Consider the following 22148-nt stretch of genomic DNA (forward strand, 5'->3'; position numbering starts at 1 on the left):
TTCGTACGCGGCGGCGGTGCAGGCTGGGGCATGAGCTGGATCACGACGCACGACCTCGACGCCTTCACCGCCGCCGCCGGGCCCTTCCTGCGGGCGGAGCCCGCGCCGCACACCGTCCTGCTGACGGTGACCGCCTCCCTCGACGCCGCCGGCCTCGACCGGTACGGAGACGGGACACCGGAGTTCGGGTGGTGGCGGGGGCCCGGCGGTGGGGTGGCCGGGGCGTTCCTGTACACCCCGCCGTTCCCGCTGGTGCTGGCCCGGATGCCGGACGCCGCCGCCGCGGAGCTGGCGGAGCTGCGCGCGGCGGGCGGGCTGCCGGTGTCCGGCGTCAACGCCGGCCGGGCGGCGGCCGAGGCGTTCGCCGCCGCCTGGACCGCGCGGACCGGCGCGGCCGGCACCGTGGAGGAGCGGCACCGGCTCTACCGGTTGGGGGAGCTGGTCCCGCCGGATCCCGCGCCGTCCGGGCGGGCCAGGCCCGCCACCGAGGACGACCGCGACCTGCTCGTCGACTGGACCCGGGAGTTCAGCGCCGAGAGCGGCGGCGGCTCCGGCGACCCGGAACGCGCCGTGGCCGACCGGCTCGCCTACGGCGGCGCGACGCTCTGGGAGGACGGCGGCCGGCCCGTGTCGTACGCCGGCGTCACCCGCACCGTCGCCGGCATGGTCCGCGTCGCACCCGTCTACACCCCGCCGCCGCTGCGCCGCCGCGGCTACGCGGCCGCGGTCACCGCCGCCGTCAGCAGCGCGGCGTCCGCCGCCGGCGCCCGGGAGGTGCTCCTCTTCACCGACCTGGCCAACCCCACCAGCAACGCGCTGTACCAGCGCCTCGGCTACGCACCCGTGGAGGACCACCTCGTGATCTCCTTCTCCGGCCGGACCTCCTCCTGACTGCTTCTTCCTGACTCCTGCTCCCTTCCTCCGATCTCCTCCGCCGGCCGATCTGGTCTCCGGCGCCCCGGCGGGAGAGGGTGGACCCGGACAGCAGACCGATCGCGAGGAAGGCGAGCCGCATGCACCCCGACCACCTCCAGGCCGCTGACGGCACCCCCGTCGCCGCGTACACCTGGCTGCCCGAGGGCGGCCGGCCGCGGGCGCTGGTGCAGATCGTGCACGGCGCCGCCGAGCACGCCCTGCGCTACGACCGGTTCGCCCGCTTCCTCGCCGCCCACGGCTACGGCGTCGCCGCCTCCGACCACCGCGGCCACGGCGCCACCGCCGCCGCCACCGGCGGCTACGGCGTCACCGGCACCGGCGACGCCGACCCCTGGCGGGCCGTGGTCGACGACCTCACCGCGGTCGGCGACCGGCTGCGCGCGGACCACCCCGGGCTGCCCTTCGTCCTCCTCGGCCACAGCATGGGCTCGATGCTCGCCCGCGACTACGCCCAGGAGCACGGCGACGGCCTGGCCGGCCTCGTGCTGACCGGCATCCTGCGCAGTCTGCCCGGCGTGGAGACCGAGACCGCCGTGCGCCGGCTGGCGGGGGAGGCCGAGGGGCGCGGGCGCGGCGGGCTCTCGGACTTCGTGCCGGAGATCTTCGCGTCGTTCAACGACCCCTACGAGCACCGCACCGGCTTCGAATGGCTCTCCCGTGACACCGCCGAGGTCGACGCCTACGTCGCCGACGAGCGCTGCGGCTTCCCGTTCGACGTCGCGCTGTCGCTGGGCTGGGTGCTCGGCACCCGGAAGATCAACGACCCGTACAACGTGGCCCGGATCCCCGTCGACCTGCCCGTGCACATCGCCGTGGGCGACCGGGACCCCTGCAACCAGGGCCTCACGCACGTCGCCGAGCTGCTGGAGGACTTCCGCTACGCGGGCCTGCGCGAGCCGACCTGGCGCGCGTACCCCGGCGCCCGCCATGAGATCCTCAACGAGACGAACCGCGACGAGGTCCAGGCCGACCTGCTCGGCTGGCTCGACAAGCACGTGTGACCGACGGGGGAGCACCGGTGACCCTCACCGCCGAGGACGTACGCAAGACCGCCCTGGCCCTGCCGCAGACCGCGGAGAAGCTGGCCTGGGGCATGCCCACCTTCCGGGTGAAGGGGAAGATGTTCCTCACCCTGCCGGAGGACGAGACGTCGTTCGCGGTGCGCTGCCCCAAGGTGGAGCGGGACGAACTGGCGCTGGCGGAGCCGGAGAAGTTCTGGATCGCCGACCACGAGGCGCCGTTCGCCTGGGTGCGGGTGCGGATCGCGGCGCTCGAGGACCGCGACGAGCTGCAGATCATCGTCGCGGACTCCTGGCGCCAGGCGGCCCCGCCCCGGCTGCTCGCCGAGCACCCGGAGCTGGCCGGCGAGTCCTGACGGACCTGCCGCCCGCACCCCGCGGGCCGCACCCTCAGGCCGCGGCCCGCGTCCCGGCCCGCGCGCCCGTGAACGCCGCGATCCGCTCGCGCAGCGACGCCGGGTCGAGGCCGTGGGCGCGCAGGTGCTCCGGGACCGTGCCGTAGCGCCGCAGCTCCCGCCGCGCGGTGCCGAGCCCCAGCACCCGGTGCGGCACGTCGGCCAGCGCGTCGTTCGCGTACGCGGTGGAGGTGCCGGCGAGGTACGGCTCGACCAGGACGACGTCCGCGGCGCGCCCCGCCCCCACCGCGGCCCGCAGCGCGGCCCCGTCGAAGGGGCGCACGGTCGTGGCGTACAGCACCGTGACGTCCAGGCCCTCGGTCGCCGCCAGCACGTCGTCCAGCAGCGGGCCCACCGCCACGACCACGCCCGCGGCGCCCTCGCGCACGGTCAGGAACCCGGCCCCGGTGTCCGGCATGCCCACCGCGTTCGACTGCTGCGACAGCCGCACGTACACCTTGTCGTCGCCCGCGGCGACCGCGTGCCGCAGCAACGTCCCGGCCTCGTCCGGGTGCCCCGGCACGTGCACCGTCCAGCCGTCGAGGGTGTCCAGCAGCGCCACGTCGCCGGGCGCCATGTGCGTCTGGCCGCCGGCCGGCCAGTCGTACGAGCCGTAGGCGCTCACCAGCACCGCGCCCGCGTCCTGGTGGCCGAGGTCGAGCTTGATCTGCTCGAAGGGCCGCTCCACCAGGAAGCTGGCGAAGGTGTGCAGCACCGGGCGCATCCCGGCCAGCGCCAGCCCACCGCCGACGCCGACGAGCAACTGCTCGCGGATGCCGACGTTGAGCACGCGGTCCGGGTGCCGCCGGGCCGCCGCGGCGAAGCCGTCGGTGCCGATCTCGGCGAGCACGACGGCCAGCCGGGGGTCCTCGTCCAGCAGCCGGGAGGTGACGGAGGCGAAGCGCTCGCGCATCGTGTCCATGGTCGGGGGTCCTTTCCAGGCGGGAGGTGGCGCGGGGCGGTCAGGCGTACGCGGGCGTGACCCGGGCGACGACGGCGCGCGCCCGCCCGGGGTGCGGGGCGGTGAAGGCGGCGTACAGCGCCTCGTGGTCGTGGCCGTCGACGGTGGCGGTGGACCAGCCGGCGGCCTCGAAGCGGGCGGCGATGCCGCCGGGCAGCGCGTGGGTCGCGGAGGAGTTGTCGATCACGACGGTGTGCAGGGAGTCCAGCCCGGCGGCGCCGGCGTAGGCGATCGCCTCGTGGTTGCTGCCCTCGTCCAGCTCCGCGTCGCCGACGAGCACCCAGACCCGCGGGTCCTGGCCCGGCCGGCCGTACAGCCCCCGGGCGCGCAACCCGAGCGCGGTGCCGACGGCCAGCGGCAGGCCGTGGCCCAGCGAGCCGCTGCCGATCTCGACGCCGGGCAGGAGCGTGCGGTCGGGGTGGTGGCCCAGCGGCGAGTCGTACGCGCCGAAGCCGGGCAGCCAGTCGGCGGGCAGGAAGCCCTTGGCGGCGAGCACGGCGTAGTACGCCATCGGGCCGTGGCCCTTGGAGAGCAGGAACCGGTCGCGGTCCGCCGCCTCGGCGGTCGCGGGGGTCACCCGCAGCACCCGGTCGTAGAGGACCCACAGGGCGTCGAGGGTCGAAGTGGCGGCGGGGCCGTGCTTCTCGTCGCCGGTCATCAGGCCCATCAGGTGCGGCAGATCGGCGTAGCCGGCGGGGGAGCGCTGCGGTGCGGAAGTGGTCGTCGTCATGTGTCCCACCGTGCAACTTGAAGAATGGTTCAAGTCAACAACGGCTGGTCACAGGGGCGACCGGCGGTCCGCGACGCTCTCAGGGCGCCCGGCGCAGCCGGGCCAGCGCGTCGATCGCCTCCTTCGGCGGCCCCGCCTCCTGGGCCACGGGCCGGTGCACCCGCTCGGCGCGTACGGGCTCCAGCGGCTCGTCCGCCAGGTCCGCCAGCACGTCCTGCGCGGTGAACAGCACCCCCGGATCCTGCGGTCCGCCCGTGCCCTCGGTGAGGTTCGCCGAGTCGTGCCCGACGACCAGCAGCTCGCCGCCGGCGGCGAGCGCCGCGGCGGCCCGCCGCAGCACCCGGCGCCGCTCCGCGCCGGGCAGGTGCAGATAGGCCACGACCACCAGCTCGTACGCGGCCGGATCCGGCACGTACTCCAGCAGGTCGGCCCGTACCCACCGGATCCGCTCCGCGGCCCGGGGCGCCAGCTCCGCCGCCCGTCGCCGGGCCCGCTCCAGCGCGACCTCCGAGAAGTCCACCGCCGTCACCCGCCAGCCGCGGTCCGCGAGCCACAGCGCGTTGCGCCCCTCGCCCGCGGCCAGGTCGAGGGCCCGCCCGGGCGTGATCTCCGCCACCTCGCGGGCCACCCAGCGGTTGGGCTCACCGCCCCAAACGAGGTCTTTCGCGGCATAGCGTTCGTCCCAGGCACCGCTGTCCATAAACCTGATCGCTCCCCGCTGCGTCTAACGAGTAGGAGATCACGTTCTCACAGCCGGGCGGAGGATCCGAGATGACCAGACACCACCCCGACCAGCAGCACGCCACCGCGCTCGTGCCGGTGTGCCCGCGCTGCGGTCGCGTGCGCTGTATCTGCCCGCCCATGGCGGCCGCCTGAGCGGCCGCCATGGGCTCGCCCCACCGGGGTTCAGGGGTGCTTGCGCTGGTGCCCGAAGCGCACGCCGTCCAGCTTGAATCCGTGCACGGTGGGATCGACCCGGCGCTGCGCCGCGCGCCGCTCCGGAGCCGCCTCGATCACCGGCTCCGGCTCGCCCGCCGCGGTGATCCGCGCCAGCAGCCGCGCGCGCAGCCCGTCGGCGAGCGCGCGGTGCGAGGCGAGCCCGACAAGGTTGTCCAGCTCGTACGGGTCGTGGGCCAGGTCGTACAGCGCCGTCTCGACGTACCTGCTGCCGGAGCGGGTGCGCCAGCCGTCGGCCGCCGGGTCGACGACGTAGTACTTCCACCGTGAGGTGCGCAGCGCCCGTCCGCACTCGGACTCGCTGACCTGGACGAAGACGTCCTCCGGCCAGTCGGCCCCGGGGTCGCGGACCAGCGGCAGGAAGGAGCGTCCGTGCATCTCCTCCGGGACGTCGAGCCCCGCGGCGTCCAGGAGGGTCGGCGGCAGGTCCAGGGTGCTGACCGGGGCGTCGAGCACCCGGCCGCCGGCGAAGCCGGGGCCGCGCAGGGCCAGCGGGACCCGGATCGAACCGTCGTGGCAGGAGCGTTTGTACTCGGAGTTGCGGGTACGGAAGTGGCTGCCGTGATCGGAGGTGAACGCCACGATCGTGTCGTCGAGCAGGTCCATGCTGCGCAGCGCGTCCAGCAGCCGGCCCAGCCCCTCGTCGACGCGCCGGATCTGGCCGCAGTAGCCGGCGATGTGCCGGTGCGCCGTGCTGCCCGGCGCGGCGGCGGACAGCGCGGCCAGGTCCGGCGGCAGCCAGCGCCCGGTATAGCGCTCCTCGTAGCCGTCGGGGGCCGGGTAGTCGTCGACCTCGTTCTGGTGGTGCGGCTCGATGAGGGACAGGAAGAGGAAGAACGGCTCCTCGTGGTGGTCGGCGGCGAACCGGATCGCGGCGTCGAACAGCGCGTCCGAGCGGTAGCCGGGCAGCCGCACGGGGTCGCCGTCCTCGTCGTACATCACCGTGCGGTACGCGTCCGAGGTGAACTCCAGGACGTTGGCGGCCAGCCAGTGCTGGTACCCGCCGCGGTCCTCCGGCGGCACCGGGTCCTCGCCGGCCAGATGCCACTTGCCGATGTACCCGGTGGTGTACCCCGCGTCGCCGAAGTGGTGCGCGAGCGTACGGGCGTCGCGCGGCAGCGGAATCCCATTGCGGTAGCAGCCGGTGTCGGTGGGCCACCGGCCCGTCTGCAGCGCTGCACGGGCGGGCGCGCAGACGGGCTGCGGGGTGATCGCCGCCGACGCGTACGTGCCCGAGCGGGCCATCCGGTCGAACGCGGGCGTGAGGTCGAGCGGGTTGCCGCCCGCGCCCGTCGTGTCCCAGCGCTGCTGGTCGGTGAACACGACGATGACATGGGGCCGCCGGTCGGGCATCGGGGTCCTTTCGGCACGGTGGAGTGGGGAGTCATTTCAGGCCGGTCAGGGTGATACCGCGGACGAAGTAGCGCTGGCTGAAGATCAGCAGCAGGGCCGTCGGCACGAACATGATGACCGACCCCGCGGCGGTGAGGTGCCAGAGCTGGAACTGCTCCTGGCTGAACTGGGTCAGCCCCACCGGGATCGTCCGCATCTTCTCCGAGGTCGTCGCCACCAGCGGCCAGAGGAACTCGTTCCACTGGAAGACGAACGTGAACAGGCCCAGCACGGCCAGCGCCGGCTTGCACTGCGGCAGGATGATCCGCCAGTAGATGGTGAACTCGTTCGCCCCGTCCACCCGGGCCGCGTGGATGAGGTCGTCCGGGATGGGCTGGATGAACTGCCGCATGAGGAAGATCCCGAAGCCGTCCATGAGGAACGGCACGATCAGCCCCTGGTAGCTGTCCAGCCAGCCGAGGTCCGACATCATCACGTACAGCGGGATCATGCGGACGAACAGCGGGATCATCAGCGTCGCGAGGATCGCGACGAACAGCGTGTTCTTGAACGGGAAGTCGAACTTCGCGAACACGTAGCCCACCAGCGGATCGAAGATCAGGTGGGAGAGCGCGATCGCACCCGCGACGATCAGGCTGTTGAGGATGAAGCTGCCGAACGGCGCCTCCTCGAACAGCGTCGAGTAGTTGCCCCACTGCGGCGAATCCGGCCAGAGCACCGACTCCGCGGACAGCATCTCCTTCTCGGTCTGCAGCGACAGCGAGACGGTGTAGAGCAGCGGCACGATGGTGATCAGGCTGGCGATGGTGAGCAGCACGTAGGCGATCGCCTTGGACGTTCCGGCGGTCATCAGTACTGCACCTCCCTCTTCCTGCCGATGCGCAACTGCACCAGCGTGAACGCGACGATGACGAGCAGCAGCAGCACCGACAGCGCGGAGGCGTAGCCGAAGTTGCGGGAGCGGAACGCCAGTTCGTAGATGTGGAACACGAAGAGGTCCGACGCCTCCCCCGGGCCGCCGCGGGTGATGATGTACGCCTGCCCGAACGCCTGCAGCCCGGTGATCACGGCCATCACGGAGACGAACAGGGTGGTCGGGGTGAGCAGCGGCACCGTGATCCGCCGGAACTGCTGCCAGCGGTTGGCGCCGTCGACCTTGGCGGCCTCGTAGTACACGTCGGGGATGCCCTGGAGTCCCGCCAGGAAGAGGATCATCGTGTAACCGGTCGTCATCCACAGCGTGACCGCGACGATGGTGGCCACCGGGTGGGTGTTCAGCCACTCCTGGGTGGGCAGGCCGGTGTCCGACAGTATCCGGTTGAGGATGCCGAGTTCGGGGTCGAGGATGTTGCGCCACATCAGGCCGACCACGGCGATCGAGGTCAGGTACGGCACCAGGAGCGCGAGCTTGAACGCCAGGCTGCCGCGCAGCTTCTGGTTGATGAGCACCGCCAGGCCCATGCCCAGCACGATGGCGCCGACCGTGGTGGCGACGGCGAACTGGAGCGTGACCTTGAAGGCGTTGCGCGCCTGCGGGTCCTCGAAGGCGTTGGTGTAGTTGTCCATCCCGGCGAACTCGTCGGTCCGCTGGCCCGTCAGCATGCTGGTGTTGAGGATGTCGGCGATCGGGTAGTAGAAGAAGATCGCGAAGAAGACGAGCGCCGGCGCCAGGAACACGTACGCGGTACGCGCCTGGCGCCGGGCGATCGGGGAGCGCTTGGCGCGCTTGCCGCGCTTCGGCAGCTCCACGGGCTCCGGGCGCTGGGGGGCTTCCGCCGACGTCGCCATGTGCACTTAGCCCTTGAGGATGTTCTTGGCCGCGTCGTCGTAGGCCGCGAACGCCTCTTCCGCGTCCGCCCCCTCGATCAGCATGCTCTCGTAGAGCGTCTTGTAGATGTCCTCCAGCTCGCCCGCCTTGCCGGTGGTGTAGATGCCGGTGCGGAACTCCTCGGCGTACGGCAGCCCTTCGGTGAAGGGTTTGACGTCGGGGTTCTCCTGGACGGCCGACTCCTTCGCCCACGACTTGCGCGGCATCAGCATGCTGGACTCCTCGGTCGCCGCGGTCTCGGTCTTCAGCGCCGTGATCCGCTTGATGAAGTCCCACGACAGGTCGGGGCTCTTCGCCTTCGCCGGGACGAACAGCGTGGTGCCGCCGGCGACCGTCGCCTGCCGCTTGCCCTTCAGCGCGGGGGCGATCCCGTACTCCAGGTCCGGGTTGGACTCCTTGATGATCGGGATGTCCCAGGGGCCGGTGAGGATCATCGCGGTCCGTTCGGCCGCGAAGAACTTCGCGGCGCGCGTCACGTCCAGGGAGGTCGTCGGCTTGGGGGAGACCTTGTGCCGGTGCACGAGGTCCCGCTGGAACTGCATCGCCTCCATGGCGGCGGCGCGCGGCTGGAGCAGCTCGCCGCTGTCCGCGTCGTACTCGTGGACGCCGTTCTGGAGCATCCACGGGTAGGAGTAGCTGAGGTTGTCGTTGAGCACCGTGCCGCTCACGTCGCCGGAGGACAGCTCCTGGGCGGCGGCCAGGAAGTCGTCCCAGGTGGCGGGCGGTTCGATGCCCGCCTCGTCGAGCATCTTGCGGTTGTAGAACAGCAGCGTGCAGGTGTAGTGCATCTGGATGCCGTACACCTGGCCCTCGTGGGTGTTGTCCGAGACGGCGACGTCCAGCCAGTCGTCCGGGAAGCCGATCTTCGCGCCGTCCTTGTCGATGTACTTCTGCAGCGACAGCGCGTCCTCGCTGAGCGCGAACTCCTGCACCCAGCTGCCCGGCTCCTCCACCACGTCCGGCACGTTCCCGGACTGGAAGTCGGAGACGAGCTTGGTGCGCAGGTCCTCCCACTGGAACTTCTGCAGCTCCACGGTGACGCCGTGGTCCTTCTCGAACTGCGCGACGACGTCCTTGTACGCCTCGTACTCGTGCGCGTTGTTCCAGTAGGCGAGGAACGTGCCGCCGCCCCCGCCGCCGCCCGACTCGGCCTCGGGCGCCCCGGAGCCGCAGGCGGCCAGGGGGAGCGCCGCGGCGGCACCGCCGGCGACGCCCAGCATCCTGCGCCGGGTCATCCACTGACCGTTGATGGCTGGCCTTGCTGACATGCGGGTGCTCCTCTCGCCGTGCATTCGGTTGGTCACGCGCTCGTCGGACACGCGCTCGTTCACGTCGACTCCCTGGGTATGAAGGACCAGGGCAGGACGATCTCCCGGGCCGCCGGCGGCTCCGCCGCCGCCAGCCGTTCGAACAGCAGCCGGGCGACGCGGCTGAAGTCGATCTGCCGCTGGCCCACGGTGCTGAGCGCCGGATGGATCACCGAGCCCTCCTCGAGGTTGCCGACGCCGAGGACCGCCACGTCCCCGGGCACCGTGCGGCCGGTGTCGCGGACCGCCCAGATGGCGCTGATGGCCGCCCGGTCGGAGGCTACGAACAGCGCGTCCGGCGGCTCGGGCAGGGCCATGAGCGCGGCGGTGGCGCGGTAGCCCTCGACCCGGCTGTCGGCGCCGGTGCCGACGAGCCGGCCGTCCGGTTCGAGGCCGTGCCGCCGCAGCGCGTCCCGGTACGCCGCCAGCCGCGCGGAGCGGTCGTCCAGCTCCAGGTCGTGCCGGTGGCCCAGGAAGGCGACCCGGCGGCGCCCGGCGCTCAGCAGGTGGTCGAGCGCCTCGCCGCACGCCTCGTACTCCGGGGTGCGCACGACGTCGAAGCCGTCCGGCGCCACGGAGTTGTCGACCACGACCATCGCCAGCCGGCCGCGGGCCAGCTCGCCGAAGTCGCCGAAGTGGCGCGCGGAGTCGAAGAAGACGGCGCCGTCGGCCAGGCCCTGCCGGAGCAGCCGGGCCGCGTGCGCGGCGTGCGCGGGGGAGTCGACGATGAGGGTGAGGACGCCGTAGCCGTCGGCTTCGGCCGCCGCGTGCAGGTCGCGTACGAGCTGCTCCTGCACGGGGCTGCCCAGCGAGCCGATCACCAGGCAGACCCGCTCGGTGCGGCGCTTGCGCAGCCCGCGCGCGGAACTGTTCGGCACGTAGCCGAGATCCCGTACGGCCGCCAGCACCCGTTCGCGGGTGTCGGCGCCGATGCGGTTGTCCCGCCCGTTGACCACGTAGCTCACCGTCGCGACGGACACCCCCGCGAGGGCGGCGACGTCGCGGACCGTGGGACGCGTCTTCTTCGGCATGATGATACGTTTAAGCACCCGGAGCGCGGCAGGGTCAAGCCCTCGTGCGTGAAGTCTCCTGACGAATCGTCAAGTCCCAGGTCAGCGCGGTGCGCCTGTGGGCTAGATGCGCACCCCGTGCGAACGCAGATAGCGCAACGGGTCGACGTCGGACCCGTAGCCGGGACCCGTGCGGACCTCGAAGTGCAGATGCGGGCCCGTGGAGTTCCCGGTGGAGCCGGAGCGCCCGATGCGCTGCCCGGCGTTGACCGGCCGGCCCGCGCTCACGGTGATCGCGGAGAGGTGCGCGTACTGGCTGTAGCGGCCGTCGCGGTGCCGGATGACCACCTCGTAGCCGTACGCGCCCGCCCATCCGGCGCTGACGACCTCGCCGTCCGCGACGGAGCGCACACCGGTGCCGACCGAGACGGGGAAGTCGACCCCCGTGTGGTAGCCGCTGGACCAACTGCTGCCGCTGGCGCCGTACGGCGTGCCGGTGGCGGCGCCGGCGAGCGGGGACGTGTAGTCGGCGGCGGGCCTGGCCTCGGGTTTCGGCTTCGGTTTCGGCTTGGCCTCGGCCTCCCCCCGGCGCGCGGGGGTGCCCTTCTTCCCGTCCGGCTTCGTGCCGTCCGGCTTGGCCCGCTGCGGCTCGGACTTGCGGGGTTTGGCCTTGTCGGGCTTCGCCTTCCCGCCGGACTTCGCCTTGTCCCGGGGCTTCTGGGGCTTCGTCCCGGCCGGCTTCGCCCCGTCGCCCCCGGTCTTCTTCGTCGCCGTGTCGGGGGAGTCCGCGCGGGGCCTGGGCGGGGCGGCGGCACCGCCGCGGAGGCTGAGACGCTGGCCGGGGAGGATGAGGTCGGGGTCGGCGCCGACGACGCCGCGGTTGCGCTCGTACAGCGCGGGCCACCCGCCGCGTACGCGGTGCTGGTCGGCGATGCCGGAGAGGGTCTCCCCGGCGGCGACCTCGTGGTGGCCGGGCTTCTTGCCGACGGTGCCGGCGCGCCCGCCCTGCGGTGCGGCGGCGCTGCCCTCGGCGGCCGTCTCCACGTCGGCCCGGTCGGATAACGCGCCGTCGGACGGCGGCGCCGGGTTCTCCTGCGCCCGGCCCTTCGCCGGGCTGTGCACGGAGTCCGCGGGGGCGCCCGCGGCCGGCGTGACGGCGCCTGCGACCAGCGGCAGCGCGAGTCCCGCGCCGCTCGCGGTGACGGTGAGGGAGGCCCGCGACACCGGGCCGGGGCGGTAGCGGCGGTGCCGACCGCGCCCTGTGCGCTCTGACATGACTGAGTCACTTTCCGTGCGCCGAGACCTGAGCGAACGATAGAAGTGCCCGTCCGGTTGGACAAGGGGGCGTCCGCCGCCGTCTCCGTGACCTCGTACGTTGCAGCCGTCCCGGGCGGCTCCCGGAGCCTGCCGCGGCGCCCGTTCCCCGGATGGCCTAGCCCGACAGGAAGTTAGACAAAGTCTAATGTAGGATGGGTTCCATAAGCACGAGCAAGGAGGCGCCCACACATGACCACCATCCTCGACAAGAAGGCCCTGGACGTCACCGGCGAGGCGCTGCAGGGCGCGCTGGTCGATCTGCTGGATCTGTCCCTGCAGGGCAAGCAGGCGCACTGGAACCTCACCGGTCCCCTCTTCCGCGAGCTGCACCTGCAGCTCGACAAGATGGTCAAGCTCGCCCGCGGGCACGCCGACACGCTCGCCGAGCGGGCCGCGGCCCTGGGCGTGAGCCCGGACGGCCGGGCGAAGACCATCGCCGCCGGCAGCCCGCTGCCCGACATCGGCCCGGGGAAGATCTCCGACCAGAAGGTCATCGACGACGTCACCGACATGCTGGAGAAGGCGTCCGTACGCATGCGGCAGCGGGTCGCGGACACCGACGACACCGACCTCATCACGCAGGACCTGCTCATCACCGCGACGCAGGACCTCGAGCAGCAGGCGTGGTTCTTCCGCTCCCACCGCATCAGCTGACGCGGATCCGCAGCCGGCCGCGGGTCCGTCCCCCCGTCGGGTCCGCGGCCCTCCCGGCCGCGGCACGCGGCGGCACCGTCACTGCCGCCGCCCGCCGCGGCCTCCCCCCGCCCCGGCCCGCACGCGCCCCCCTGCGTGCGGGCCGGTGGCGCGTCAGGCCGGGTTCTCCGCGTGGGTCAGGGTCTGCCAGGCCACGAAGAGGTTGTTCGACCCGGCGGGCCGGCTCTGCTCGGTGTAGCGGCCGGTGTTGGTCATGGCGATGCCCATGCGGTGGTGCAGGGCGTTGTAGCCGATCTCGGTGACCGGGCCGAGGCCGCGGTCGACGCTGCCGCCGCAGAGCCAGCCGGGCGGCGCCTCGCCCAGCTCGTAGCGGGACTGGAAGCCGAGCGCGTGCCGCAGCCGCTCGCCTACGTCGGTCCGGTACAGGTCCTCGCCCTGGATCCGGGCGGTCTCGGCGACGTGCGAGATCGACGCCAGGCCGTATCCGGTGTGGGTGAAGTCGCGGCAGGTCTCCTGGGTCAGCCCGGTGACGAACGTGGACTGCCCCTGCCAGTAGTTGATGATCTTCTGCCGGGTGTCGAGGTTCTGCTTCGGCACCGTCCGGGGCAGCTCGCCGTCCGACTCCAGGTAGATGAACGCGGGCACGCGGGTGCGGAACGTCTGCATCGCCCTGTCGTACGCGCCCTTGTCCTCCAGGAAGACGGCGATGCCGACGGCCGCCTCCATCATCGTCAGCTCCCAGTTGCCGTTGGAGTTGGAGCCTCCGATGATCTTCGGCAGGTAGACGTCGCGCAGCATGGTCCGGAAGCGGCCCTCGTTCGCCCAGCCGCCGTCGTATGTGTACTTGATGATCTCGGCGGCCTTCGGCCAGGAGGAGCCGGCCCAGCCGGTCTGCAGCGGCGCGTTGCTGTTGGTGTGGTCCCTGATGGTCGCGGACCAGGCGTCCATCAGCTCGATGGACTTGCGCGCGTAGCGCTCGTCGCGGGTGAGGTACCAGGCGAGTGCGGTGGTGTACGCGGCGATCGCGTCCTCGCGCTCGTCCGTGCAGCCGTAGTTGGGGTTGGAGTACGAGCCGCACTCGACGATCGCGCGGGGCTTCGGCGTACGGCTCAGGCTCGCGTACTTGCTGCCCATCATCTGGTCGTAGGCGCCCTTCCAGGGCTGGGCGCCGGCGTTGACCTTTTCACGGGTGAAGTCCAACTGGCCCCGGGAGACGGTCACTCCCGGGTGGGTGAAGCTCGCGGGCGCGGCGTCGGCGCGTTCGGTGCCCGGCCAGCCGAGGAGCGAGGCGACCAGGGCCGTGACGGCCGCCACGAGGGTGGCGAACAGCGCGGCGCGCGGTCTGCGGCGATGGCGTGCGGGTGTGGGGGTGCCCTGCATGGTGGGGTCCATCCGTTCGCGTATATGAACTTTGAGTGTTCACATGAACACGGTGACAGTCGGGGACCTTAGGTACGTACCAACTGCGCGTCAAGGGCCGGGACATGACCCGCACACGCGACGACCGGGACGGGGCGCGCCTCGCCCCGTCCCGGTCGTCATCCGCCTGTGTGGGGCCCGGCCCCGCCCCAGCGGTCAGTCCCGGCCGGCCGGCCGTACCACCGCCGCCGCGCCCCCGCCGCGGCGCTCCGGCTCCGCCGCCGCGACCCAGCGCCCGTCGGGCAGCCGCTCGACGCCGGTCACCGCGCCGATCTCGCCGCCGTCGGCGAACTCGTGCCCCAGCGCGGCCAGTTCCCCGCTCTCCGGCAGCCCGAGGAACGCCGGCTCCGCCGACGTCGCGGCGGTGTTGCGCTGGGTCGCGCGCGGCGCCGCGATCGCCTCCGGCAGGGTCAGCCCGCGATCCAGCCGGCCGGTCAGCACCTGGAGCACGGTGGTGATGATCGTCGAGCCGCCCGGCGAACCGGCGGCCAGCAGGGGCTCGCCGTCGTCGAGGACGATGGTGGGCGACATCGAGGAACGCGGCCGCTTGCCCGGCCCCGGCAGGTTCGGATCCGGCACGCCCGGCACCGACGGGGTGAAGGAGAAGTCCGTCAGCTCGTTGTTGAGCAGGAACCCGCGGCCGGGCACGGTGATGCCGCTGCCGCCGGTCTGCTCGATCGTGAGGGTGTACGCGACGACGTTGCCCCACTTGTCGGCGGTCGTCAGGTGCGTGGTGCTCGGCCCCTCGTACGACGTGCCCTCCGGCGCGCGCTCCGCCTCGCAGCCGGCGTCCGGGCTGCGCGGGTCCCCCGGGGCGAGCGGGCTGGGCAGCACGGAGTCGGGGGAGATGAGGCAGGCCCGGGAGTCCGCGTAGGACTGGGAGAGCAGTTCCCGCGTCGGCACCTTCGAGAAGCGCGGGTCGCCCACCCAGCGGCCGCGGTCGGCGAAGGAGACGCGTGACGCCTCCAGGAAGCGGTGGAGGTACTGCGTCTCGGACAGGTCGCCGAGGTCGGTGCCCTCCAGGATGTTCAGGGCCTCGCCGACGGTGGTGCCGCCGGACGACGACGGCGCCATGCCGTAGACGTCGAGCCCGCGGTAGCCGACGCGGGTCGGCTGCTGCGGCGCCACCCGGTACGCGCGCAGGTCGGCGGGGCGCAGGTCGCCGGCGCGAACGACCCGGTCGGCGGCCGGGTCCACGGGCGGGCGGCGCACCGTGTCCGACACGTCCGCGCCGAGGTCGCCGCGGTACATCGCGCGGGCGCCCTCGTCGGCCAGTTGCCCGTAGGTGGCGGCCAGGTCGGGGTTGCGCAGCGTACTGCCCACCTCGGGCAGCTCGCCGCCGGGCAGGAACAGCTCCCGGCTGGCGGGGAAGTCGCGGAAGCGCGCCTCGTTGGCCGCGGTCTGCGACCGGAACGTCCCGTCGACCGTGAAGCCCTCGGCCGCCAGCCGGGTCGCCGGCGCCAGCGCCTCGCCCAGCGAGGAGGTGCCCCACTGCCGCAGCGCCTGCTCCCAGGTCGCGGGCGTGCCGGGCACCCCGACGGACAGGCCGCTGGTCACCGCCTGGTCGAACGGGATGGCCTTGCCGTCCTCGGTGAACAGTTCCTCGTCGGCGGAGCGCGGGGCCGTCTCGCGGCCGTCGAGGGTGGCGACACGGCCGCTCTTCGCGCTGTAGTACACGAAGTAGCCGCCGCCCCCGATGCCGGCCGAGTACGGCTCGGTGACGCCGAGCGCGGCGGCGGTGGCGACGGCGGCGTCGACCGCGTTGCCGCCGTCGCGCAGCACCTCGATGCCGGCGGCGGTGGCGTCGGCGTCGACGCTGGCCACGGCGCCGCCGTAGCCCGTCGCCACCGGGGACTTCGGCGGTGCGGGCGCGTCGGGCCCGGCGGCTGTCGGCGGGGCGGCGGCCGCGACGGTGGCGAGGATCGCGGCGAGGGCGAGTGGGACGGCGGGGCTGGGCCGCATGGGTGCCTCCCGGACGGGTGGGCGTCAGGACCCGGCCCATTGTCGTGACCGCGACGGGCGCCGTCACCGGGGCGTGCCGGACCGTTCGCGGAAGATCGGTACCGAAGTCGTTGGACGGATCGTCTAGAGTTGGACGCTATGACTCATCTGGTGGACGAGCGATCCGGCCGTACGTACCCCTTCGACGCCCTCCGCTGGCGCGCAGACGACGGCACCCCCCTCCAGGTCGGCGGCGTGTCCGGCATCGGCAGGGACGACATCGACACCGGCGAGCGCTCCCTGTGGCGCTACCGCGCCGCCCTGCCCTTCGGCATCGAGGCGCCCGTCTCCCTCGGCGAGGGCCGCACCCCGCTGCTCGCCCGCCGCTGGGGCGGAATCGACGTGCTGTTCAAACCGGAGTGGTTCGGCCCCACCGGAAGCTTCAAGGACCGCGGCACCACCGTGATGATCTCCGCGCTCGCGCAGCTCGGCGTGCGCGAGGTCATCGAGGACAGCTCCGGCAACGGCGGCGCCTCCGTCGCCGCCTACTGCGCCGCCGCCGGCATCCGCGCCCGCATCCTCGCCCCCGAGGGCACCTCCCCGGCGAAGGTGCTCCAGGCCCGCGCGTACGGCGCCGAGGTCGAACTCGTGCCCGGCGGCCGGGACGCCACCGCCGCCGAGGCCGTACGCCGGTCCGCCACCGTCCCGTACGCGGGCCACAACTGGCACCCGCTCTTCCTCCAGGGCACCAAGACCCTCGCCTACGAACTCTGGGAGGACCTCGGCTTCGCCGCACCCGACTGCGTCGTCACCGTCGCCGGCGCCGGCAGCACCGTCCTCGGCCTCGACGCCGGCTTCGGCGAACTCCACGCCGCCGGGCAGATCCGCCGCCGCCCCCGCATCCTCGCCGCCCAGCCCGCCAACTGCGCCCCGATCCACGCGAGCTTCCGCGCCGGTGCCGACGGGCCCGTACCCACCGACTATGCCCCGACCATCGCCGAGGGCACCGCCATCCGCGAGCCCGTCCGGCTGCCGGAGGTGCTACGCGCCGTGCGCCGCTCCGGCGGGGACATGGCGGCGATCGGCGAGGACGGCATCCGCGCCGCCGTCGCCGGCCTCGCCGCCCTCGGGCTCTACGCCGAGCCGACCAGCGCCACCGCCGCCGCGGCCGTCGACGTCTTCCGCGCCCGCGGCGCCATCCGGCCCGGCGAGACGACCGCCGTGCTGCTCACCGGCACCGGGCTGAAGGCGGCTCCGGTGCTGGCCGAGCTGTTCGGGGGCGGGGCGTGAGCGCCGAGGACGAACTGCTGCTGCGCGAGGCCGAGAAGATCGCCACCGCCCTGGGCCGGATGTTCCCCGGCGTCTGCGAGGTCGTGCTGCACGACCTGCGCGACCCGCGGCACGCCGTCCGCACGGTCGAGAACCCGCTCTCCGGTCGCGGCCCCGGCGCCCCGGCCACCGAGCTGGGCCTCGCCCGCATCGAGGACCCCGACTACCCCGAGGTCATCCAGAACTACCCCAACCGGTTCCCCGACGGCCGCCCCGCCAAGAGCACCTCGATCGGCATCCGCAACTCCACCGGCGCGTACATCGCCGCCCTCTGCCTCAACCTCGACGTCTCCGTCCTCGACCGCACGGCCCGCACCCTCCAGGCGCTCACCGCGGTCGAGGACCCCGGGCTGCCGCTGACCGAGACCCTGCGGGCGCGTACCGCGGACGAACTGCGCGCGGCGGTGGAGGAGTTCGCCGCCGCCCGCGGCCAGACCCCGCGGGCGCTGGCCTCCGCCGACCGCCGCGAGCTGGTCCGCGAGCTGCGCGAGCGCGGCCTGCTGGAGGTCAGGAGCGCGGTGCGGCTGGTCACCGAGCTGCTGGGGGTCTCGCGGGCGACGGTCTACAACTACCTGCGGTGAAGCGGGGGCCAAGGGCCACGTCCCGGTACGGGGCCGAACGGGGCCCTGCCGCCGCCCCCGTTCGGCCCCACTCTGGATGCGTACGGACAGCGGGCGTTCGAGGCTGACGGTGGAGGTGTGCCATGGCACCCAGACGATTCCCCCGCCGAGCCGCGGTCCTGCTCCTCGCCCTGCTCACCGTCGTCGCGGCCGGCGGCCCCGCCGAGACGCTCCCCCGCGGGCAGCAGCACCGCGCGTCGGCCCCCTTCCGCCATCCCGGAGTGCTCGTCGGCAGCGCCCAACTGCGCGCCGTACGCGCCCGGGTGAACGACGGCGACCGGCCCTTCCGGGCATTCCGCGCGATGCGCCGCAGCCGCTACGGACGGCTCTCCTACGTCCCCCACCCGGTCCCGGTCGTCGAGTGCCCGCCCGACACCAACCCCGGCGTCGGCTGCACGGACGAGCGCGAGGACGCCATCGCCGCGTACACCCACGCGCTGATCTGGGCCGTCACCCGCGACCGCGCCCACGCCGAGAAGGCCGTGCAGATCATGGACGCCTGGTCCGCCCGGCTCACCGACCACACCGAGGGCAACGCCCCGCTGCAGGCCGCCTGGGCGGGCTCCTCCTGGGCGCGGGCCGCCGAGCTGATGCGCGCCACCTACGACGGCTGGCCGCGCGCCGGCGTACGCCGCTTCGAGCGGCTCCTGCGCGACGCCTACCTCCCCGAGGTCACCGGCGCCGTCCCCGACTACAACGGCAACTGGGACCTGGCGATGACCGACGCCGCCATCGGCATCGCCGTCTTCCTCGACGACCGCCCCGCCTACGACGAGGCGCTGCGCCGCTTCCGCGCCCGCGTGCCCGCGTACTTCTACGTACACGCCGACGGCCCGCGGCCCAAGCCGCCGCCCGGCGGGGAGATCGACACCGCCGAGGAGATCACCACCTACTGGTTCGGACAGCGCACCTACCCCGAGGGCCTGGCCCAGGAGGCGTGCCGCAACCTGATGCACGTCGGCTACGCGCTCGCCGCCACCGCGCACATCGCCGAGACCGCCCGGCTCCAGGGCACGGACCTCTACGCCGAGGTGCAGCCGCGGATCACCGCCGCGCTGGAGCTGCACTCCCGCTACCAGCTCGGCGAACGCCCGCCCGCGTCGCTGTGCGGCGGCCGGGTGGAGCGCACCATGGGCCCCGACCTGGAGGTGGCCTACCACCACTACCACGACCGGCGCGGCGTGGACCTGCCGCAGACCGCGAGGCTGCTCGCACGGCAGCGCCCTGGCGGCACCGACGACTTGTTCGTCGCCTGGGAGACCCTGACGCACGCGGCCGGCCCCGGCTGACGCCGGCGGCCCGCCACCGCCACCCATCCCGACCCGAGGAGGCGCCCCATGCTCACGACCGCCGGCACCGCCGCCCAGCCGGACAGCCCGCCCCCCTACACGGACCCCGCCCACGGGCCGGCCGTGACCGCGACCGCCGTCGTGCAGGACCGCGCGGGCCGGGTGCTCGTACTGGAGCCCGCCGAGCCGGCCGCGGACACCGGGCCCGTGCTGCCCGGCGTCGCCGTCTCCGGCCGGCACACCCCGGAGGAGGCGCTGACCGTCGCGCTGCGCGACGCCCTCGGCACCGACCTGGCCGCCGGGCGGCTCCTCGCCGTGGACTGCGTCCCCCCGGCCGAAGGACCCGCCGGCATCGTCCACCTCTACGCCGCCCCGCCCCCGGCCGCCCCGCCTCCGGCCGCGGCCCGGAGCGCGGCGACCGCCGCCGGCGACGGGCAGCCCGCCGGGCTCACTCCTCGCTGGCTGGAGCGCGACGCCGCCCTCGCCGCCCTGCCCGCCCCCGCCTCGGGCCGGCTGCGCGCCGCGCTGGACGCCTGGGACACCGGTGCCGTCGCCCACCTCGTCGGCGGGGAACCGCAGCCAGGCTCGTCCGCCGCGCTCTCCGCGGGCCGCCGCGCCGAGCTGGAGCACGCCGCCGCGCTCGACCCCTCCTCGTACCTCGCCGTGCGCCCGCGCGTGCTCGTCGGCGCCGGCGCACTGGTGCGCGACGGCGCGGGCCGGCTGCTGCTCGTACGCGCCGGCTATCGCCGCGACGACCGCTGGCAGATCCCAGGCGGCGGCGTGGACAGCGACCTCGGCGAGACCCCGCGCCCCGCGGCCCGGCGCGAGCTGCGCGAGGAGACCGGGCTCGACCGGCCGCTGGGCCGGCTGCTCGTCGTCGACTTCGCCTCGCGCAGACCCGCGCCCGCGCTCGTCATCTACGCGTACGACGGCGGCGTGCTGGACGCCGCCGACCTGGCCGGCATCCGCGTCGACGGCACCGAGATCGTGGACTGGCGGCTGGCGGCACCGGACGAGTTCGACGACCTGCTCACGCCGCGCGGCGCCGCCATCGCGCGGGCCGGCCTCGGCGCGCTGGCCGACGGCGGCGGGCCGCTCGACCTCGTCGCGGGCCGGCCGGCCTGAGCGCGGCGGCCGGTCCGTACCGTACGGGCCGGTACCGGCGGGCGGGTGCGGCGCCGCGTACGGTACGGACCGGGCGGGCCGGCGGCCCGTGTGCCACCGCCCTACGCATTGGTAACGTCCGGTCATGAGCGGACACGTACGCACCGAGCGCACCGGCCCCGTCACCACCGTCGTCCTCGCCCGCCCCGCGGCCCGCAACGCCGTCGACGGCCCCACCGCCGCCGCACTGGCCGCCGCCTTCCGCGACTTCGAGGCCGACCCCGGCGCCCGCGTCGCCGTGCTCTGGGGCGAGGGCGGCACGTTCTGCGCGGGTGCCGACCTCAAGGCGGTCGGCACTCCCGACGGCAACCGCGTCGCCCCCGACGGCGACGGGCCCATGGGCCCCACCCGGATGCGGCTGACCAAGCCCGTCATCGCCGCCGTCAGCGGGCACGCGGTCGCCGGCGGGCTGGAACTGGCGCTCTGGTGCGACCTGCGGGTCGCTGAGGAGGACGCGGTGTTCGGCGTCTTCTGCCGCCGCTGGGGCGTGCCGCTGATCGACGGCGGCACCGTGCGCCTGCCCCGGCTGATCGGCACCGGCCGGGCACTCGACCTCATCCTGACCGGCCGCCCCGTGCCGGCCCCCGAGGCGTACGGGATGGGCCTTGCCAACCGCCTCGTGCCCACCGGCCGGGCGCGTACCGCGGCCGAGGAACTGGCCGCGGAGATCGCCCGCTTCCCGCAGACCTGCCTGCGCGCCGATCGCGCCTCGGCGCTGGAGCAGCACGGGCTGCCGGAGGAGGAGGCGATGGAGGCGGAGCTGCGCCACGGCAGCGCCGCGCTGGGCGAGGCGGCGGCCGGGGCCGGGCGCTTCGCCGCGGGGGAGGGGCGGCACGGGGCGTTCTGAGGAGGAACGCGGCCGGCTCAGCCGGGGACCGGGAGCGTGAACGACCCGCGCGGCGAGTCCCAGTGCCCGCCGTCCGCGATGTGCGAGACGACCGCACGCTCCAGCGTCGTACGCGCCCGCAGCGCCGCGACATCCGCGGGCGTACGCACCACGCGCCGGAACACGAACTCCACGATGCCGCGGTCCGGCACCGCCAGCCCGTGCTCGTCGGGCGGCGGCACATCGGCCGGGTCCCGCGGATCGAGCGTGAACCGGCGCTGGAAGCGCATGATGTTGCTCTCGGCCGGCAGGTACTCCCCGAGCTGCGGATCCAGCAGCCACGACGCGCAGTTCAGCCGCAGCGCGCCCAGGCCCGCCGCGCCCAGGAACCCGCCGAAGCGGGGCGGGAAGAACTCCGCCGCCCGCGCGTACGACTCCTCGCACGACCGCGGGTCCAGCGCACCGCCCTCCGGGACGTGCACCTCGAGCCCGCGGCCGGCGACCGGATCCCGGTCGAGGTTGAACTGCAGCCGGCCGAGCCGGTAGAGGATGCCGCCGTACGGCAGCACCATCCACCACTGCTTGTCCATGCCGCCGGCGCCGTGCATCCGCCGGTGGACCCCCACCTTGTTGCCCAGGTCGGCGAGCGTCGCCCAGGACACGTCGTCCGGCACGTCGTGGCGCGCGTGGTACGCCCGTACCTCCGGCAGGGCGGCGAGGAAGACCGCAGTGTGGAACCAGCGCCCCGCCGCGCCCAGCGCCGCCGGCAGCGCGGGCCCGCTGCCGGGACCGCGCCGGTCGTCGCCGACCGACCCCAGCCCGGCCGTCAGCGCGGCGACGGCGCGGTCCAGCAGCCACGCGTACGCCGAGCCGCCGGCGGTCACCTCCGCCAGCGCGGCGGCCAGTTCTGCGTCCTCGCGCTCGGGGACGCCGACGGCGCGCAGCAGCGCGGTCAGCTGCGCGCCCTGCGGTACGACGGCGGGCGGTGGCGCGGGGTGGGCGGCTGCCAGGGCGTCGGTCCACGGGGCGTAGGTGCCGTCGAGGCCGAGCTGGTCGCGGACGGCGGCGGCGTTCAGGTCGGTCACGCCACGAT

21 protein-coding genes are annotated in these 22148 nt (G+C 74.1%); 9 read left to right on the forward strand and 12 right to left on the reverse strand.

Annotated features, from left to right (window positions below):
* Nucleotides 1–30 precede the first annotated feature (30 nt).
* The 3 genes from LG396_RS26200 (at nucleotide 31) to LG396_RS26210 (ending at nucleotide 2311) form a co-directional block, all read left to right on the forward strand.
* Nucleotides 31–891 (forward strand): GNAT family N-acetyltransferase, encoded by an 861-nt coding sequence (locus LG396_RS26200; protein ID WP_225796628.1) that lies wholly within the window; start codon nucleotides 31–33, stop codon nucleotides 889–891.
* Between the two features lie 122 nt (nucleotides 892–1013).
* A complete protein-coding gene (locus LG396_RS26205; RefSeq protein WP_037751101.1) occupies nucleotides 1014–1937 on the forward strand; it encodes an alpha/beta fold hydrolase in 924 nt (307 codons plus the stop codon).
* A 17-nt stretch (nucleotides 1938–1954) separates the two neighbouring features.
* Nucleotides 1955–2311, forward strand: a complete 357-nt coding sequence (locus LG396_RS26210) for an MmcQ/YjbR family DNA-binding protein (RefSeq protein WP_018838685.1) — start codon at nucleotides 1955–1957, stop codon at nucleotides 2309–2311.
* A gap of 34 nt (nucleotides 2312–2345) precedes the next feature.
* Here the strand turns inward: LG396_RS26210 and LG396_RS26215 are convergent, their stop codons facing one another.
* The 9 genes from LG396_RS26215 to LG396_RS26255 form a co-directional block, all read right to left on the reverse strand.
* Nucleotides 2346–3272, reverse strand: a complete 927-nt coding sequence (locus LG396_RS26215; RefSeq protein WP_225796629.1) for a transketolase family protein — start codon at nucleotides 3270–3272, stop codon at nucleotides 2346–2348.
* A 40-nt stretch (nucleotides 3273–3312) separates the two neighbouring features.
* On the reverse strand, nucleotides 3313–4041 hold the full coding sequence (locus LG396_RS26220) for a thiamine pyrophosphate-binding protein (RefSeq protein WP_225796630.1): 729 nt from the start codon (nucleotides 4039–4041) through the stop codon (nucleotides 3313–3315).
* A gap of 79 nt (nucleotides 4042–4120) precedes the next feature.
* Nucleotides 4121–4741, reverse strand: a complete 621-nt coding sequence (locus tag LG396_RS26225) for a class I SAM-dependent methyltransferase (RefSeq protein WP_225796631.1) — start codon at nucleotides 4739–4741, stop codon at nucleotides 4121–4123.
* 206 nt (nucleotides 4742–4947) lie between these two features.
* Nucleotides 4948–6351 (reverse strand): sulfatase family protein, encoded by a 1404-nt coding sequence (locus LG396_RS26230; RefSeq protein ID WP_225796632.1) that lies wholly within the window; start codon nucleotides 6349–6351, stop codon nucleotides 4948–4950.
* A 31-nt stretch (nucleotides 6352–6382) separates the two neighbouring features.
* Nucleotides 6383–7201, reverse strand: a complete 819-nt coding sequence (locus LG396_RS26235) for a carbohydrate ABC transporter permease (protein ID WP_037751093.1) — start codon at nucleotides 7199–7201, stop codon at nucleotides 6383–6385.
* Nucleotides 7201–8139, reverse strand: coding sequence for a carbohydrate ABC transporter permease (locus LG396_RS26240; protein ID WP_225796633.1), 939 nt, complete (start codon nucleotides 8137–8139; stop codon nucleotides 7201–7203). Before LG396_RS26240 ends, LG396_RS26235 begins: the two co-directional genes overlap by 1 nt.
* Before the next feature lie 6 nt (nucleotides 8140–8145).
* Entirely contained in the window at nucleotides 8146–9447 is a 1302-nt protein-coding gene (locus LG396_RS26245) for an ABC transporter substrate-binding protein (protein WP_225796634.1), read from the reverse strand.
* A gap of 59 nt (nucleotides 9448–9506) precedes the next feature.
* Nucleotides 9507–10517, reverse strand: a complete 1011-nt coding sequence (locus LG396_RS26250; RefSeq protein WP_225796635.1) for a LacI family DNA-binding transcriptional regulator — start codon at nucleotides 10515–10517, stop codon at nucleotides 9507–9509.
* A gap of 102 nt (nucleotides 10518–10619) precedes the next feature.
* Complete coding sequence (locus LG396_RS26255) at nucleotides 10620–11720, reverse strand: M23 family metallopeptidase (protein WP_308190128.1); 1101 nt, start codon at nucleotides 11718–11720, stop codon at nucleotides 10620–10622.
* A 282-nt stretch (nucleotides 11721–12002) separates the two neighbouring features.
* Here LG396_RS26255 and LG396_RS26260 point away from each other — a divergent pair, with 282 nt between their 5' ends.
* Nucleotides 12003–12467, forward strand: a complete 465-nt coding sequence (locus LG396_RS26260) for a Dps family protein (RefSeq protein ID WP_037751086.1) — start codon at nucleotides 12003–12005, stop codon at nucleotides 12465–12467.
* Between the two features lie 153 nt (nucleotides 12468–12620).
* Here LG396_RS26260 and LG396_RS26265 read toward each other — a convergent pair whose 3' ends face one another.
* Nucleotides 12621–13859, reverse strand: coding sequence for an alginate lyase family protein (locus LG396_RS26265; RefSeq protein ID WP_018838674.1), 1239 nt, complete (start codon nucleotides 13857–13859; stop codon nucleotides 12621–12623).
* 183 nt (nucleotides 13860–14042) lie between these two features.
* On the reverse strand, nucleotides 14043–15848 hold the full coding sequence (gene ggt, locus LG396_RS26270) for a gamma-glutamyltransferase (RefSeq protein ID WP_225796637.1): 1806 nt from the start codon (nucleotides 15846–15848) through the stop codon (nucleotides 14043–14045).
* 138 nt (nucleotides 15849–15986) lie between these two features.
* Between ggt and LG396_RS26275 the strand changes: the two genes are divergently transcribed.
* The 5 genes from LG396_RS26275 (at nucleotide 15987) to LG396_RS26295 (ending at nucleotide 21076) form a co-directional block, all read left to right on the forward strand.
* Nucleotides 15987–17117: a pyridoxal-phosphate dependent enzyme gene (locus tag LG396_RS26275; RefSeq protein WP_225796638.1), complete on the forward strand. Its 1131-nt coding sequence runs from the start codon at nucleotides 15987–15989 to the stop codon at nucleotides 17115–17117.
* Nucleotides 17114–17737, forward strand: coding sequence for a helix-turn-helix transcriptional regulator (locus tag LG396_RS26280; RefSeq protein ID WP_225796639.1), 624 nt, complete (start codon nucleotides 17114–17116; stop codon nucleotides 17735–17737). Before LG396_RS26275 ends, LG396_RS26280 begins: the two co-directional genes overlap by 4 nt.
* Nucleotides 17738–17859: 122 nt before the next feature.
* Nucleotides 17860–19065: an alginate lyase family protein gene (locus LG396_RS26285; RefSeq protein WP_225796640.1), complete on the forward strand. Its 1206-nt coding sequence runs from the start codon at nucleotides 17860–17862 to the stop codon at nucleotides 19063–19065.
* Nucleotides 19066–19113: 48 nt separating this feature from the next.
* Nucleotides 19114–20190, forward strand: a complete 1077-nt coding sequence (locus LG396_RS26290; RefSeq protein ID WP_225796641.1) for an NUDIX hydrolase — start codon at nucleotides 19114–19116, stop codon at nucleotides 20188–20190.
* A gap of 124 nt (nucleotides 20191–20314) precedes the next feature.
* Nucleotides 20315–21076 (forward strand): crotonase/enoyl-CoA hydratase family protein, encoded by a 762-nt coding sequence (locus LG396_RS26295; RefSeq protein WP_225796642.1) that lies wholly within the window; start codon nucleotides 20315–20317, stop codon nucleotides 21074–21076.
* 17 nt (nucleotides 21077–21093) lie between these two features.
* Here LG396_RS26295 and LG396_RS26300 read toward each other — a convergent pair whose 3' ends face one another.
* A complete protein-coding gene (locus LG396_RS26300; RefSeq protein WP_225796643.1) occupies nucleotides 21094–22140 on the reverse strand; it encodes an acyltransferase domain-containing protein in 1047 nt (348 codons plus the stop codon).
* Nucleotides 22141–22148: the final 8 nt, after the last annotated feature.

This window comes from Streptomyces aculeolatus (assembly GCF_020400605.1).
Lineage (GTDB): Bacteria > Actinomycetota > Actinomycetes > Streptomycetales > Streptomycetaceae > Streptomyces > Streptomyces aculeolatus.